Origin of the sequence: Dickeya undicola (genome assembly GCF_000784735.1) — a bacterium.
Taxonomy (GTDB): Bacteria; Pseudomonadota; Gammaproteobacteria; order Enterobacterales; family Enterobacteriaceae; genus Dickeya; species Dickeya undicola.
The window spans coordinates 154,458-170,455 of record NZ_JSYG01000032.1 but is presented as its reverse complement, the minus strand read 5'-3'; the positions used below and the strand labels follow the sequence as shown (position 1 = coordinate 170,455).

Annotated in this window: 14 protein-coding genes and 1 other annotated feature; of the genes, 10 read left to right on the top strand and 4 right to left on the bottom strand. The window is 54.8% G+C overall.

Annotated elements, in window-relative coordinates:
• Positions 1-12: 12 nt before the first annotated feature.
• Complete coding sequence (gene acrR, locus OB87_RS14780; protein ID WP_033570178.1) at positions 13-663, top strand: multidrug efflux transporter transcriptional repressor AcrR; 651 nt, start codon at positions 13-15, stop codon at positions 661-663.
• 82 nt (positions 664-745) lie between these two features.
• Complete coding sequence (mscK, locus tag OB87_RS14775; protein WP_033570177.1) at positions 746-4,129, top strand: mechanosensitive channel MscK; 3,384 nt, start codon at positions 746-748, stop codon at positions 4,127-4,129.
• Positions 4,130-4,176: 47 nt separating this feature from the next.
• Here mscK and rsmS read toward each other — a convergent pair whose 3' ends face one another.
• From rsmS to miaE, 3 genes are all read right to left on the bottom strand, one after another.
• The gene (gene rsmS / locus OB87_RS20000) at positions 4,177-4,341 is read right to left on the bottom strand and encodes a pleiotropic regulatory protein RsmS (protein WP_072025485.1); all 165 of its coding nucleotides are present in this window, start codon (positions 4,339-4,341) and stop codon (positions 4,177-4,179) included.
• A gap of 77 nt (positions 4,342-4,418) precedes the next feature.
• Positions 4,419-4,952: a primosomal replication protein PriC gene (gene priC, locus OB87_RS14770; protein ID WP_033570176.1), complete on the bottom strand. Its 534-nt coding sequence runs from the start codon at positions 4,950-4,952 to the stop codon at positions 4,419-4,421.
• A gap of 67 nt (positions 4,953-5,019) precedes the next feature.
• A complete protein-coding gene (miaE, locus tag OB87_RS14765) occupies positions 5,020-5,790 on the bottom strand; it encodes a tRNA isopentenyl-2-thiomethyl-A-37 hydroxylase MiaE (RefSeq protein ID WP_033570175.1) in 771 nt (256 codons plus the stop codon).
• Positions 5,791-5,926: 136 nt separating this feature from the next.
• Between miaE and OB87_RS14760 the strand changes: the two genes are divergently transcribed.
• From OB87_RS14760 to hemH, 8 genes are all read left to right on the top strand, one after another.
• The gene (locus OB87_RS14760) at positions 5,927-6,295 is read left to right on the top strand and encodes a DUF454 family protein (protein ID WP_033570174.1); all 369 of its coding nucleotides are present in this window, start codon (positions 5,927-5,929) and stop codon (positions 6,293-6,295) included.
• Between the two features lie 181 nt (positions 6,296-6,476).
• A complete protein-coding gene (gene apt, locus OB87_RS14755; protein ID WP_033570173.1) occupies positions 6,477-7,025 on the top strand; it encodes an adenine phosphoribosyltransferase in 549 nt (182 codons plus the stop codon).
• 74 nt (positions 7,026-7,099) lie between these two features.
• On the top strand, positions 7,100-9,109 hold the full coding sequence (dnaX, locus tag OB87_RS14750) for a DNA polymerase III subunit gamma/tau (RefSeq protein ID WP_033570172.1): 2,010 nt from the start codon (positions 7,100-7,102) through the stop codon (positions 9,107-9,109).
• Positions 8,436-8,500, top strand: a sequence feature (DnaX frameshifting element). (Overlaps the previous gene by 65 nt.)
• 40 nt (positions 9,110-9,149) lie before the next feature.
• Positions 9,150-9,479, top strand: coding sequence for a YbaB/EbfC family nucleoid-associated protein (locus tag OB87_RS14745; RefSeq protein ID WP_033570171.1), 330 nt, complete (start codon positions 9,150-9,152; stop codon positions 9,477-9,479).
• Positions 9,479-10,084 carry a recombination mediator RecR gene (gene recR, locus OB87_RS14740; protein WP_033570170.1) on the top strand — a complete coding sequence of 202 codons (606 nt, stop codon included), beginning with the start codon at positions 9,479-9,481 and terminating at the stop codon, positions 10,082-10,084. The genes OB87_RS14745 and recR overlap by 1 nt, the downstream gene beginning before the upstream one ends.
• Before the next feature lie 164 nt (positions 10,085-10,248).
• Positions 10,249-12,132 (top strand): molecular chaperone HtpG, encoded by a 1,884-nt coding sequence (gene htpG, locus OB87_RS14735; RefSeq protein ID WP_161783620.1) that lies wholly within the window; start codon positions 10,249-10,251, stop codon positions 12,130-12,132.
• Positions 12,133-12,413: 281 nt separating this feature from the next.
• The gene (gene adk, locus OB87_RS14730) at positions 12,414-13,058 is read left to right on the top strand and encodes an adenylate kinase (RefSeq protein ID WP_033570168.1); all 645 of its coding nucleotides are present in this window, start codon (positions 12,414-12,416) and stop codon (positions 13,056-13,058) included.
• 206 nt (positions 13,059-13,264) lie between these two features.
• Entirely contained in the window at positions 13,265-14,227 is a 963-nt protein-coding gene (gene hemH / locus OB87_RS14725; RefSeq protein ID WP_033570167.1) for a ferrochelatase, read from the top strand.
• A 62-nt stretch (positions 14,228-14,289) separates the two neighbouring features.
• Here hemH and ybaL read toward each other — a convergent pair whose 3' ends face one another.
• On the bottom strand, positions 14,290-15,975 hold the full coding sequence (ybaL, locus tag OB87_RS14720) for a YbaL family putative K(+) efflux transporter (RefSeq protein ID WP_033570166.1): 1,686 nt from the start codon (positions 15,973-15,975) through the stop codon (positions 14,290-14,292).
• Positions 15,976-15,998: the final 23 nt, after the last annotated feature.

Genomic DNA, 15,998 nt, shown 5'->3' with positions numbered 1-15,998 from the left:
AAAGTCGGCGCTATGGCACGAAAAACCAAACAACAGGCTCATGAAACCAAACTTCAGATTATGGACGCAGCATTACGTCTGTTTTCCGAGCATGGCGTTTCTTCAACATCATTGTCCGATATCGCGACTGCCGCTGGCGTGACCCGCGGTGCTATTTATTGGCACTTCAAAAACAAAGCTGAACTGTTTGATGAGATATGGGCGCGATCAGAAGCTAAAGTTTCTGATTTCGAAACAGAGTATCAGGCAAAATTTCCTGATGATCCACTGCATGTACTCAGAGAGTTGCTGATTTATATATTGAGATTAACCGAGTCAGATATCCAGTGGCGCTCAATGATGGAGATCATATTCCATAAATGTGAGTTTGTCGGTGAAATGTTGCCGACATTCAATGGCCGCAGAGATCTGTATCTTGACTGCTACGAGCAAATAGAGGCCTCGTTGATGAACTGCATTCGGCAGGGAATGTTGCCGATGGACGTGAATCCCCGACGCGCTGCCGTGGTGATGCGTGCTTATCTATCCGGTATCATGGAGAACTGGCTGTTTCTGCCGACAAGCTTCGACCTGAAAAATGAAGCACCCTATCTGGTTGATGGGCTTATCGATATGTTGCGCAGCAGCCCGGCTTTACGTCAGACCAGTCGTTCAGATGCCTGATATGTATAAATACAGCCAGGCATACCTTGTCTTCCGGCAGACGTGATAAACTGCGCCATCTCTGTAAAACCGATGATGCATCATGAGCCGCCGTTCTGCCATTTCTGGTTCGTTTACCGTTTTGTTCCGTTCTTTCTTTTATCATTCTGCTCGCCGTAGCCTGCCTTATCTTTGGGTGTTTCTGCTCGGGTTGATGCCACAGTGGTCGGCGTTTGCCGCCGGTGGTGATTTACCGACCCGAACTGAGATTCAGAATCGACTTGATACCCTTAGCAAACAAAAAAGTCTGACCTCAGTAGACAAACTGACCGAGCAGGATTTAACCCAAACGCTGGATGTACTGGACTCTATTGATCGAGTCAGGCAGGAAACCAGCCAGTTGAAGCAGCAGGCGGCACAGGCACCGGCCAAACTGAAGCAAGTGAATGAAGATTTGGTGTCGCTGGGGAGTGCTGCACCGGTGTCTCAGCCATCACTGGAGTCGCTGTCGCTTAAACAGCTGGAAAATCGTCTAAATCAAACGTTGGATGATTTACAGTCCTCCCAGGAAAACCTGTCTACCTACAATAGCCAGTTGATCTCACTGCAGACCCAGCCGGAGCGGGTGCAAAGCGCGTTATATGCTGCTTCGCAACGCAGCCAGCAACTGCGTACCCAGCTCAGTGGGCTTGACCCGTCGCAGGAGCCGCTGCGGCCAAGTCAGCAGATTTTGTTGCAGGCGGAGCAGACACTGGTCGGGTTGCAAATGGACCAGCAGCGCAAAAGTCTGGAAGTGAACACCACCATGCAGGATCTGTTGCAAAAACAGCGGGATTATACCGCCGCGCAGATCGGTCAATTGGAGCACATGGTGCAGACGTTGCAGGGCGTTATCAACAACAAGCGCCTCAACCTGTCGGAGAAAACTGCCAAGGAAGCGCAGAATTCGGATGAGTTGCAGCGTATTCAGGAAAATCCGCTGGTCAAAGCGGAGATGGATACCAATCGTCAGCTCAGCCAACGTCTGATCAAAGCGACTGAAGCAGGCAATACGCTGGTTCAGGAGAGCATTCAGGTAAAAAACTGGCTGGATCGTGCTACGCAGTCGGAACGCAACCTGAAAGAACAGATTACGGTGCTGAAAGGTAGTCTGTTGCTGTCGCGCATTCTTTATCAACAACAGCAAAACCTGCCATCGGCTGATGCGATGGGCAACATCAGCACCCAAATCGCCGATTTGCGGCTGGAACAGTTTGATATCAACCAGCAACGTGATGTGCTGTTCCGTGGCGATGAATACATCCAGCAACTGGTTGTTCACAGCAATGCCACGGTAGACGCCGAAGTCACCGATGCGCTGGAGCAGATTCTGGACATGCGCCGCGAACTGCTTGACCAGCTCAATAAGCAGCTTGGCAATCAACTGATGTTGGCGATTAACCTGCAAATCAGCCGTCAGCAACTGATGAGCGTGAATGACTCGCTGCAACGGACGTTAACGCAGCAAATCTTCTGGGTCAGCAGCAATAAACCGATGGATTGGAGTTGGCTAAAGGATCTACCTTCTACGCTGAAACAGCAGATAAAAAACCTGCATTTCAACCTGAAAGGCGTGCCGCTGGGTCAGGGGTTCATGAACTCGCTGTTGCTGATCATCCCGGCGCTGATAATCGTCAGCCTGCTGTTGTGGCGGCGAAAAAGCATCGACACGTCTATGAGCACGTTGGCGGACGATGTTGGGCAACTCAAGCGTGATAGCCAGTTACATACGCCGAAAGCCATTCTGTTGTTGATTTTGCGCACATTGCCGGGCGTACTGATAATTTTGTCGCTGGGGCTATGGTTGAAGCGGACGGAGAGCCAGATCAGCAGCTTCGTCTGGCTGCTTAGCGAAAATCTGGCGTTGTTCTGGATGGTGTTCGCCACCGCCTGGTTTAGTCTCAAGCCGGGTAGCCTGAGCGAGCGTCATTTCAATATTCCAGCCTCTCGCTGCGCGCATTATCGGCGTCAGACGTTACGGCTTGGTGGCGCGCTGCTGCCGCTGATGTTCTGGTCGGTGGTGGGTGAGAAAGCGCCGTTGTACCTGGTGGATGACGCCATCGGGCAGATCATTATCGTCTGTAACCTGCTGTTGCTGACCATTCTGGTGTTCCCGGTATGCCGTGACTGTTGGCGGGAGAAGGAGCGTCACACGGTGCAGTTGATCGTGGTGACCATGATGGCCGCCATGCCGCTGTTTCTGATTGGGCTGATGTTGAACGGGTTTTTCTATACCACGTTACGACTGGCTAGCCGCTGGATTGACAGCCTGTATTTGTTGATCGTCTGGAATATCGTCTATTTCGCCACTATTCGTGGTTTAAGCGTCGCGGCCCGCCGTCTGGCGTATCGCCGCGCGGTGGCACGACGCCAGAATCTGGTCAAAGAAGGGGCGGAAGGTAGCGAGCCGGTGCCGGAAGTACCGCTGGCACTGGAGCAGATAAGCCAGCAGTCTTTACGTCTGACTACCATGGTGCTGTTTCTGGCATTTTCCGGCGCGTTTTACTGGATCTGGGCTGATCTGGTGACCGTGTTCTCTTATCTGGACAGCATCACGCTGTGGCACTACAGCACAACGAATGCCAGCGGTGCCGTATTGCAGCCGGTTACGCTAGGCAACCTGTTGGTGGCGATGGTGATTGGCGGCGTAGCCTATGTGATGACCCGCAACCTGCCGGGTTTGCTGGAAGTTCTGGTGCTGTCTCGCCTGCAACTGCGGCAAGGCACGTCTTATGCCATCACTACCGTGCTGACCTATCTGATCACTGCGGTCGGGGCCGTCTCGTCACTCAGCTCGCTCGGGGTTTCCTGGGACAAGTTGCAATGGCTGGTGGCGGCGTTATCGGTGGGGTTGGGCTTTGGTTTGCAGGAGATTTTCGCTAACTTTGTATCGGGCCTGATTATCCTGTTCGAACGGCCGGTGCGTATTGGCGATACTATCACCATCGGCTCGTTCTCCGGTTCGGTCAGCAAAATCCGTATCCGCGCCACCACGATTACCGATTTTGACCGCAAGGAAGTGATCATTCCCAACAAGGCGTTTGTGACCGAGCGTTTGATCAACTGGTCGCTGTCGGACACCATCACGCGTGTCCTGATTCGTATCGGCGTCGCCTACGGTTCTGATTTGGATAAAGTGAAAGAGGTGTTGCTGCAGGCGGCACGCGATAATCCACGCGTGATGACCGACCCGGAACCCCAGGTGTTTTTCCTGTCGTTCGGCCCAAGCTCACTGGATCACGAATTGCGCTTGTACGTGCGAGAACTGCGAGATCGTAGCTACACCGTCGATGAACTGAACCGCACCATCGATCGTCTGTGCCGTGAAAATAATATCGACATTGCCTTCAATCAGTTGGAAGTCCGCTTGCATAACGCGCAGGGCAACGAGATACAGGAAGTGTCTCGTGTACTGACGCCACCGCAGGATGGAATGGAAACCCGCTAAATCACGTTGTGAGGATATGCGCCGGAGCGGGAATACCTGCCCCGGTGTCAGGCGGGCGTCTGGTGAGAGGCGGCATCGGCCTTTAACTGGTAATCCCGCTGTACGATTTCCAGCGCCGCCAGCACCACCTTTGGTGCTATTTGGTTGTCTTCCAACAGCATAATGAGATCGACCGCCAGTTTGATTTCTGGTGTTTCATTTTCCAGCGACATGATTTTTCTACCTCGCTCCATCCTGTTCTGTTTTTTCTAAAACATAGCAGAGAATAGTGAACGAGGATCACGAAAGGTCAAAATCCCTGCTCCTGACGTTCAATCTGGCGCTCCAGCCGTGTTAGCGCCTGGCGGCAACGGGCCAGTCGGCCTTCCAGTGCCGCCAGCTCACGTTGCAGGCGTTGCTGCTCGCTGAGTTGGTTTTGGGTCGCCAGCAAACTTTCCCGATCCTGAATCATCGCCAGTAATCGACGCTCATAACCCTGATATTCCGCCAGTTTCTGATATCTGTCTTGTGGTGTCGGCGTCGCGGGTTCTTGTTCTCGCAACGGTTGGGTTGCCAGTTCCCGTTGCAGTGCCGTCACTTGCATCAGCAATTTTTCCGCCATGAACGCGACTCTGTCCTGACGTCGTTCCTGTACATATTGTTGCAGGTGTTGGTAGTTATGGCGGATCTCGTCGAGATAATCGGCCAGCCGGGTGCCGTAACAACTGAACAACTGGCGGTCAAAACGCGACCGGGGTGCCTGTCGTGCGGCGATCGGCTCGACATCTCGCGCCAGCGTATCAATCTGACGTGCCAGTACAGCCAGCAGTGCCTGTGTTTCCATGATGGCGTGTCCTCTGTCGGTCAACCGCGACATACGTCAGGCGCGGTATGTGGAATCACGGGCCGGTTCAGTGGGTGTTGAACGTCGGTTTGCCGCTGTGGAATTTGAAATCGTTGTCCGGGCTGGTGATCAGCTGTGCTTCTGTTTGCGCAAAAAAAGCGATGCGCGCGGTAATATCCTTACCCGCAATCTGCTCTGCCAGTGCCAGATAATCCTGATAGTGGCGGGCTTCGGAACGCAGCAAAGAAACGTAGAATTTGCGCACGTCTTCTTCCAGATGCGGTGCCAGCCTGGCAAAACGCTCGCAGGAGCGCGCTTCGATAAACGCGCCGATGATCAGTTTGTCTACCAACGCATCCGGCTCATGCGTTTTCATATGCTGTGTCATACCGCGGGCATAGCGGCTGGCGGGAATATTCTGATAAGAAATGCCTCTTTGCTCCATGACCTCCAACACCTGATAGAAATGGTGTAGCTCTTCTCGGATCAACATCACCATTTTATCAATCATGTCCTGACTATAGTGGCAGTTGGCCTTGGCGGTGATTTGACGGGTAACTTGTCCGCCTGCTTTCAGTGTCTGCATGTCGCCTATTTGCCGGAAAGCGAAATGCTCGAACGGAGCAATCCAGTCCTGCAATTGATGCCGACTCTCCTGATCTACCGCGTAGCGCCGGATTAGAAACAGCGCGCTCTGAGCGGCTTTCAGTTCGCATAGCAGATGATCACACAGTAATATCGGCAAATTTTCCGGTTTACGCGCTTCGTCGATCCACTCATTTGGTGTAGCAGCGGTCAGGAAAGCATGAATGGGGTCGAGAATGGAATGATCAAACATGTACGGCGGACGGATTGAGTTAACGTGGCGGTATGATACAACGATTCCTGTGGATTGCGATCGTGTCTGTTGTGGCCCGGCTCGGGTGAGCGGCAGGGAAATGAACGTTCGTGTGGAAACGCAATAGGAGGGCGAGATGTATCGAGTGGTGCTGATAACGGTGGGGTGGCTGGCGGTTGTGCTGGCTGCGTTGGGCGTGGTGTTGCCGTTGTTGCCGACTACACCGTTTCTGCTGCTGGCCGCCTGGTGCTTTGCCCGCTCATCACCGCGCTTCCACTACTGGTTGCTGTACCGCTCCTGGTTTGGCGGCTATTTGCGCCATTGGCAGCAGCATCGTGCGCTGCCGCCGGGCGTCAAAACCAAGGCGGTGCTGGTGATTATCGCGACGTTTGCCTTGTCATTGTGGCTGGTGGATATTAACTGGGTCAGGGGTCTGCTGCTGGTGATACTGGTCGCGTTACTCACCTTTATGCTGCGTTTACCGGTTATTGATCCGAAGCAATAGCCTGCGATAAAAAACACGCAGATCTGCGTGGGCTGGTTGCATTTGCCGGTCAGTTTGACTAGATTTGAGCGTTTTCGTGCGCGAGCCGCCACCGTATTTTTTATCATCAACGCCTGTAAGCGTCATGGTGACGGGCCGCGGCGGTGTTCAGTGAATATAAGGTTTTATCAGGCACAACATTATGACCGCAACTCAGCAGCCAGAATTGATTAAAAACAGTATCAAGAGTATTCCGGATTACCCTAAGCCGGGCATACTGTTTCGTGATGTGACCAGCCTGCTGGAAAATCCGCAGGCCTATTCGGCGAGCATCGACATGCTGGTTAAGCGCTATCAGGACACCGGCATTACCAAGGTGGTCGGTACTGAAGCGCGTGGTTTCCTGTTTGGCGCACCGGTAGCATTGGCGCTGGGCGTCGGATTTGTTCCGGTGCGTAAGCCGGGCAAACTGCCACGTGCAACGCTGAGCGAAAGCTATGAACTGGAATACGGCAGCGATACGCTGGAAATTCACGCTGATTCCATTACCGCCAGCGACAAAGTGCTGGTAGTGGATGACTTGCTGGCGACCGGTGGTACGATCGAAGCGACCGTGAAATTGATTCGTCGTCTCGGCGGTCAGGTGACCGACGCTGCTTTTATTATCAATCTCTTTGATCTGGGTGGGCAGCAGCGCCTCGAAAGCATGGGTATCGCCTGCTACAGCCTGGTCGATTTCCCTGGTCATTGATGACAGCAGTCTCGCCGATGGCGGCGAGACTGTGTTAGCATCACCTCCTCAATAACTCAACTGCTGCGGTATTGATGAGCTATCAGGTTCTTGCCCGTAAGTGGCGTCCCCAAACCTTTGCTGACGTGGTAGGACAGGAACATGTCCTGACGGCGTTAGCCAATGGTCTTTCGTTAGGCCGTATCCATCATGCTTACCTGTTTTCCGGTACTCGGGGTGTAGGCAAAACGACTATCGCCCGTTTACTGGCGAAAGGGCTGAATTGCGAAACCGGGATCACGGCTACGCCTTGCGGCCAATGCGACACCTGTCGGGAAATCGAGCAGGGGCGGTTCGTCGATCTGATCGAAATTGACGCGGCATCCCGCACCAAAGTGGAAGATACCCGCGACCTGCTGGATAACGTGCAATATGCTCCGGCCCGTGGCCGCTTCAAGGTTTACCTGATCGACGAAGTGCACATGCTCTCCCGCCACAGCTTCAACGCGTTGCTGAAAACGCTGGAAGAGCCGCCGTCGCATGTGAAATTCCTGTTGGCGACTACCGATCCGCAAAAACTGCCGGTGACGATTCTGTCCCGCTGTTTGCAGTTTCATCTCAAAGCGCTTGATGCCGATCAGATTCGCCAGCATTTGCAGCATGTGCTGGAGCAGGAACAACTGGCCTCGGAACCGCGTGCGCTACAATTGCTGGCCCGTGCCGCTGATGGCAGCTTGCGTGATGCATTGAGCCTGACCGATCAGGCTATCGCGATGGGCCAAGGGCAGGTCACCGCTGATGCTGTCAGCCAAATGCTGGGTACACTGGATGATGAGCAGCCGCTGGCGTTGATTGAAGCGCTGGTGAAAGGTGACGGCACCGGTGTCATGGCGTTGATGGGGCAGGCGGCGTCGCGCGGTATCGATTGGGAAGCGCTGCTGGTGGAAACTCTGACGCTGCTGCACCGGATTGCCATGTTGCAGTTGCTGCCTTCCGCATTGGGTGAAGAATACAATCAGGTCGCGCCCCGGTTGCGTGAACTGGCGCGGGTGATCCCACCTGCTGAGGTGCAGCTCTACTATCAGACGCTGCTGGTGGGGCGCAAAGAGTTGCCATACGCGCCAGATCGCCGTATGGGTGTGGAAATGACCTTGTTGCGGGCGCTGGCGTTTCATCCCAGCCAGACGATCGCTGACCCGGCTCCGGTCAGTACACCATCCGTGACGCCTGCGGTGAGTGCGCCGTTACCCGTCGAGCCGACGCGTGTGCCACCGCCAGTCAGATCCAGCGCGATGCCTGCTGCATCCGTTGATGAACCGGCGGCCAGCGCTATTCCGGCCACGGACAGCGAACCGGCACCACCAACGCCAGACAACAATTTGCCGGATGCGACCGCTCAGTTGCTACAGGCGCGTAGCCAGTTGCTGAGCCGACAGGGAAATACCCCGACAAAAAAGACTGAACCGGCGGCGTCAGGAAAAACGCGGCCGGTAAACTCGGCGCTGGAGCGGTTGGCTTCAGTGAGCGAACGAGGTCAGCAACAAATGGCGGCGAAAGCCGTGGCGCAGGAAGAGCAAAAAAAGCAGGAGGCTTATCGCTGGCGGGCGCAGAAGAAAGCCGAGCAGACTGAGAAGACGCCGGTAACGACGCCGAAGGCACTACGTTCAGCGCTGGAATATGAAAAGACACCGGAGCTGGCAGCAAGGCTGGCGGTGGAAGCCACTGAACGCGATGCCTGGGCCGCGGAAATCGATCGTCTGACGTTGCCGAAGCTGGTACAACAACTGGCGCTCAATGCGTTTAAAGAGACGCCGGAGGAGGGGATCATTCACCTGCATTTGCGTTCTTCCCAGCGCCATCTGAATTCGGCAGCAGCACAGAAAACATTGTCGGAGGCGCTGGCGACGCACTATGGGCGTCCGATTAGCCTGACGGTTACTGAAGACGATACACCGGCGGTTCGTACACCGCTGGAGTGGCGTCAGGCCATTTATGAAGAGAAGCTGGCGCAGGCGCGCCAGTCCATCATGGCTGATAATAATATTCAAACGCTACGGCGTTTCTTTGATGCGGAACTGGACGAAGAAAGTATCCGCCCCGTTTAACCTGCTGCCTGCGGCAGCCCGAAGTGGTAGAGAGAACGATATGTTTGGTAAAGGCGGTTTAGGCAATCTGATGAAGCAAGCTCAGCAGATGCAGGAAAAAATGCAAAAGGCGCAGGAAGAGATCGCTAATCTGGAAGTCACCGGAGAATCGGGCGCTGGGTTGGTGAAGGTGACCATCAATGGGGCTCACAACTGCCGTCGTGTTGAAATCGACCCCAGTCTGATGGAAGACGATAAGGACATGCTGGAAGACCTGATTGCGGCGGCCTTCAATGATGCGGCGCGTCGTATCGCCGAGGTTCAGCAGGAAAAAATGGCGTCGGTTTCCAGTGGTATTCCGCTGCCGCCTGGCTTCAAGATGCCGTTCTGATGCAAACCAGCCCGCTTCTTGAATCGCTGATGGAGGCGCTGCGCTGTTTACCCGGCGTGGGGCCAAAGTCGGCGCAGCGTATGGCATTTCATCTGTTGCAGCGTGACCGCAGTGGCGGTATGCGCCTGGCGCAGGCGCTCACCCGCGCGATGTCAGAAATCGGCCACTGTGCCGACTGCCGGACCTTTACCGAGCAAGAGGTCTGCACCATCTGCGCTAATCCGCGTCGTCAGCAGAACGGCCAGATTTGTGTGGTGGAAAGTCCGGCGGATATTCATGCTATCGAGCAGACCGGGCAGTTCGCGGGTCGTTACTTTGTGCTGATGGGACACCTGTCGCCGCTGGATGGCATCGGTCCCGGTGATATTGGTCTGGATCGGCTGGAAGAGCGGCTAGCGGCGGAAACCATCAGTGAAGTGATTCTGGCGACCAACCCGACGGTAGAAGGTGATGCAACGGCCAACTACATCGCCGAGCTGTGCGCCGAACATGGTGTGATGGCCAGCCGTATCGCGCACGGTGTACCGGTGGGCGGCGAGCTGGAAATGGTGGACGGCACCACGCTGTCTCACTCGCTAGCCGGGCGACACCCTATTCGGTTCTGATTTCTGCGGCCGTCTGTTGGCGGCCGACACATCGCTCTGGGCAAGTTGTCGGTGTGGTCAATTGCAATTCCCCCCTTGAAACCCCATCGGGTTATCCCCATTTGTTGCTTATCCTCCGTTGAATCAGCCTGAATAAATACGTATTGAGGGAAGTAATAATGAGTATGAAAGGCCAAGAAACCCGTGGCTTCCAGTCTGAAGTGAAGCAACTGCTGCACCTGATGATCCATTCGCTGTATTCCAATAAAGAAGTATTTCTGCGCGAATTGATCTCCAACGCATCCGATGCAGCGGATAAGTTGCGTTTTCGCGCGCTGTCTGCGCCGGACCTGTATGAAGGCGACGGTGAGTTGCGTGTTCGGGTATCGATCAATAAAGAACAGCGGACGCTGACCATTAGCGATAACGGCATCGGTATGAGCCGTGATGACGTGATTGACAACCTGGGTACAATCGCTAAATCCGGCACCAAGGCGTTTCTGGAGTCTCTTGGCTCCGATCAGGCGAAAGACAGCCAGTTGATCGGCCAGTTTGGGGTCGGTTTTTATTCCGCGTTTATTGTTGCCGATAAGGTGACGGTGAAAACCCGCGTGGCGGGTGCCAGCGCTGATCAAGGCGTGTTCTGGGAATCTGCCGGTGAAGGCGAATACACCATCGCTGATATCGCCAGAGCGGAACGCGGCACCGAAATCACTCTGCATCTGCGCGAAGGCGAGGATGAGTTCCTCGACAACTGGCGTGTACGCTCGGTGATCAGTAAGTATTCTGATCACATCGCCTTACCGGTGGAAATCGAATCTCGCACTGAAAGCGAAGAAGAGGGTGGGGAAGAGACGGTTACCTGGGAGAAGATCAACAAAGCCCAGGCACTGTGGACCCGCAGCAAATCTGAAATCAGTGATGACGAGTACCACGAGTTTTACAAGCACATCGCCCATGACTTTACCGACCCATTGAGCTGGAGCCACAACCGGGTAGAAGGGAAGCAGGAATACACCAGCCTGCTGTACATTCCTTCTCAGGCACCGTGGGACATGTGGAACCGCGATCACAAACATGGTCTGAAACTGTACGTGCAGCGCGTGTTCATTATGGACGACGCCGAACAGTTTATGCCGACCTACCTGCGCTTTGTTCGTGGCCTGATCGATTCTAACGACCTGCCGCTCAACGTCTCCCGTGAAATTCTGCAGGATAACCGCGTAACGCAGAGCCTGCGTACCGCGTTGACCAAGCGCGTGCTGCAAATGCTGGAGAAACTGGCCAAAGACGACAGCGAAAAATACCAGACCTTCTGGCGCCAGTTCGGTCTGGTGTTGAAGGAAGGCCCGGCGGAAGACGGTGGCAACCGTGAAGCCATCGCCAAACTGCTGCGTTTTGCCACCACCCATACCGACAGCGATGAGCAGAACGTGTCGCTGGACGATTACATCAGCCGCATGGTGGATGGTCAGGACAAGATCTATTACATCACCGCTGACAGCTATGCCGCTGCCAAGAGCAGCCCGCATCTGGAGCTGTTCCGCAAGAAAGGCATCGAAGTGCTGTTGCTCTCTGACCGCATCGACGAATGGATGATGAGCTACCTGACAGAGTTCGACGGTAAATCCTTCCAGTCGGTCAGCAAGGCCGACGAATCGCTGGACAAACTGGCGGATGAGGCTGACGAGTCGCAGAAAGAAGCAGAGAAGGCGCTGGAGCCGTTTGTTGATCGCGTCAAGACGCTGCTGGGTGAACGAGTGAAGGATGTCCGCCTGACGCACCGCCTGACCGACACGCCAGCGATCGTGACCACCGACGCCAGTGACATGAGTACCCAAATGGCGAAGTTGTTCGCCGCTGCGGGCCAGCAAGCGCCGGAAGTGAAGTACATTTTCGAACTGAACCCGGAACATGCACTGGTAAAACGTGCCGCCGATACACAGGATGACGGGCAGTTCGGTGAATGGGTCGAACTGTTGCTGGAGCAGGCACTGTTTGCTGAACGCGGCACGCTGGAAGATCCTAACCAGTTTATCCGCCGCATGAACCAATTGCTGACTGCTTGATTCTGCTTATCATGACGAGACTGAACGCTCCGGCTTGCCGGGGCGTTTTTTACACCGCGTCTGCATATATTTGCCCCAATGTTAATGGTTGGTAACTCACAGGTTGCCAATTCGTCGTCTACACTCTCAGAGTCGGCTGAAAAGTCATACGCCATCACAGATTCAGTAGTACCGCGCTCGCTGAACCGAGCCCGTTCCTTGAGGAAGCGCCTCTGGAATGGTATGGTTTAGCGTTTTTCAAATTTTTTTTAAAAAAACTACATAGCAAGGGGAATTACGCAATGCGTATTATTCTGCTGGGCGCTCCGGGCGCAGGCAAAGGTACTCAGGCTCAGTTCATTATGGAGAAGTATGGCATTCCGCAAATTTCCACCGGCGATATGCTGCGTGCGGCGGTAAAGGCCGGTAGTGAACTGGGCAAGCAGGCAAAAGAAATCATGGATGCGGGTAAGCTGGTGACAGACGAACTGGTGATTGCCCTGGTCAAAGAGCGCATCGCCCAAGATGACTGCCGCAATGGTTTCCTGCTGGATGGTTTCCCGCGTACCATTCCTCAGGCTGATGCGATGAAAGAAGCCGGTATCAATGTTGATCACGTGATCGAGTTTGACGTGGCTGACGAGTTGATCGTCGAGCGTATCATCGGCCGTCGCGTACATGCGGCTTCCGGTCGTGTGTATCACGTGAAGTTCAATCCGCCTAAAGTGGAAGGCAAAGATGATGTTACTGGTGAAGAGCTGACCATCCGTAAAGATGATCAGGAAGACACCGTACGCAAACGTCTGGTGGAATACCATCAGCAGACCGCACCACTGGTGGATTACTATCAGCAGGAAGCTGCGGCTAACCACACCCGTTACCACAAGATTGACGGCACCCGTCCGGTCAGCGACGTCAGCGCAGAGCTGGCTCGTATCCTCGGCTGATTTCGTCTTTCGGATGCGCCATCTGACTGATGGCGCTTCTTCCGGCATTCTCCCTCTGTTTTCTTCCCCTTGTATTACTTCCGACAATTGCTGGTATCGGCGTTAACCTCGCTGTCAGCCGGTTTTTCACGGCGCTGTTTCCGCTACAATGACACTCCATTCCCGTCCAAACGATGATGCCGCAGCGGCAGCAGAGGAAAACGTTGATGAAAAAAGAAAAACGCGGTGTGTTGATGGTGAATCTAGGCACACCGGATGCACCGACACCGCAGGCAGTAAAACGTTATCTGGCTGAATTTCTAAGTGATAAACGCGTTGTGGATCTGAACCGCTTACTGTGGTGTGCCATCCTGCGTGGCATTATTTTACCGACCCGTTCACCACGGGTGGCGAAGCTCTATCAGTCAGTGTGGATGGAGGCGGGATCGCCGCTGCTGGTTTATAGCCGCCGACAGCAGCAGGCGCTGGCGGCGAGCCTACCGGATATGCCGGTGGAGTTGGGCATGAGCTATGGTTCGCCGAGTTTGCAGTCCGCGCTGGATGCGCTGCTGGCACAGGGTGTCACCGAGGTGACGGTGTTGCCGATGTACCCGCAATACTCCTGCTCTACTACCGCCGCCGTGTGGGATGGGTTGGCGAAGCTGCTGAGTACCCGGCGGCAGGTGCCGGGTATTCGCTTTATCCGTGACTATGCGGAACATCCGGCCTATATCGCGGCGCTGAAACACCGCGTTGAGCAGTCATTTGCGGAGCATGGTGTGCCGGATAAATTGATTATTTCATTCCATGGCATTCCACAGCGTTATGCTGATGAAGGCGATGATTATCCTGAGCGCTGTGCCGCTACGGCTCAGGCGTTGACTGCTGCGCTCGGTTTGCCAACGGAGCAGGTGATGATGACCTTCCAGTCCCGCTTCGGTCGTGAAGCCTGGTTGACACCTTACACCGATGAAACCATGCAAGCGCTACCGAAACAGGGGGTGAAACGGGTTCAGGTCATCTGTCCCGGTTTTGCCGCTGATTGTCTGGAAACGCTGGAAGAGATCAAAGAACAAAATCGGGAGATTTTCCTGGATGCTGGTGGCGAGTCTTTCGATTATATCCCCGCGTTGAACGATGACCCGCTGCATATTGCGTTGCTGGCGCAATTGGTGAACGCATCGGCGTAAAGGCGGATGGTAGCGGTGCGGTTCGTAACGTCAGGTGCCAGTGGCACCTGACGAGCGATGGTTTAGATAGGGCTGGCTTTGGCGGCGACGATCTCGTCGACATTCAGCATGGTGATCATGGTTTCGGCGATTTCCCGCTCGCCCATGACCACGTGATCAGCACCGTGATCGGTGATGTAAGCTACTTCATCGTCATAGTGAGCCCGAGCGATGATTTTCAGGTCCGGGCGACGCGCTCTCGCCGCCGCCACAATTTCCCCGGCTTCATAGCCATTAGGAATGGTCAGCAGCAGCCAACTGGCGCAGTCAAGACGGGCAATGTCCATGATATCGGGTCGCGTGGCGTTGCCTAGCACGGTCTTGATACCCTGTTCTCTGAGTGTATCGACGCGTGTACGCGAGGTTTCAATGACTACCATCGGGACATCTGCCTGATGTAACCGGGCTCCGATCAGGCTACCTACGCGTCCATACCCCACCAGCAACGCATGATTGCACAGCTCGACCGGGATCTGTTTTTCCTCTTCTATCGCTTCTTCAACGATCTGCTCTTCAATCGTTTCATGTTTTGCCAGATAGCGTTCCAGCATGGCGAATAGCAGCGGGTTGAGCATGATCGACAAAATTGCACCCGCCAACACCAGGTTGCGGCCATTTTCCGACAACATGCCAAGGGAAATGCCCAGACCAGCCAGAATAAAAGCGAACTCGCCAATTTGCGCCAGGCTGACGGAAATGGTCAATGCCGTGCGTTTGGAATGCCCAAACAGATGTACCAGCAAAAAGGCAGCCATCGACTTGCCGATCACGATAATCAGCAGTGTACCCAGCACCGCCAGCGGTTCACTCACCAGAATCATGGGGTCGAACAGCATTCCGACGGAAACGAAGAACAGCACCGCGAACGCATCGCGCAGCGGCAGGGTATCGTGGGCGGCGCGTTGGCTCAGTTCCGACTCGTTCAGCACCATACCGGCGAAAAACGCACCCAGTGCAAACGAGACATCAAACAGTTTGACCGCGCCGAATGCAATGCCGAGCGCCATCGCCAGCACCGACAGCGTAAACAGCTCGCGTGAACCGGTACTGGCGCTTTTCGCCAGCACCCAGGGCACGACTCGTCGTCCCACCACCACCATCAGCGTAATGAACGCCACCACTTTACCCAGCGTCATCGCCAGGTCTTGTAGCAGCTTACTGGTGTTAGTGGTATCGGTTTTCAGCATGTCAGCAAAGGCTGGCAGCAGCACCAGCGTTAGTACCATTGCCAGATCTTCGACAATCAACCAGCCAATGGCAATTTGCCCTCGCTGGCTGTCGATCAACTGGCGTTCTTCCAGTGCACGCAGCAGCACCACGGTACTGGCGGTAGACAAACACAAACCAAATACCAACCCCTCCGGCAGGCTCCATCCCAGCAGCGCGGACAGTCCGGCACCCAACAGGGTCGCCATCATGATTTGCGCCACCGCGCCGGGAATAGCGATCGACTTTACTGCCATCAAATCCCGCAGCGAGAAATGCAGACCAACGCCAAACATCAGCAAAATCACGCCCAGTTCGGCAATTTCCGGTGCCAGTTGGGTATCGGCGACAAAACCCGGCGTGAAAGGGCCGACCAGCACACCGGCGACCAGATAGCCGACCAGCGGGGAAATACGCAGTCGGTTGGCGAGGATGCCGAGCAGAAAAGCCAGCACCAGACCAACGGCCATCGTGGAGATTAAGGGGGTGGTATTATCATGCATTCCGACTCCTTTGCCATGCGTAA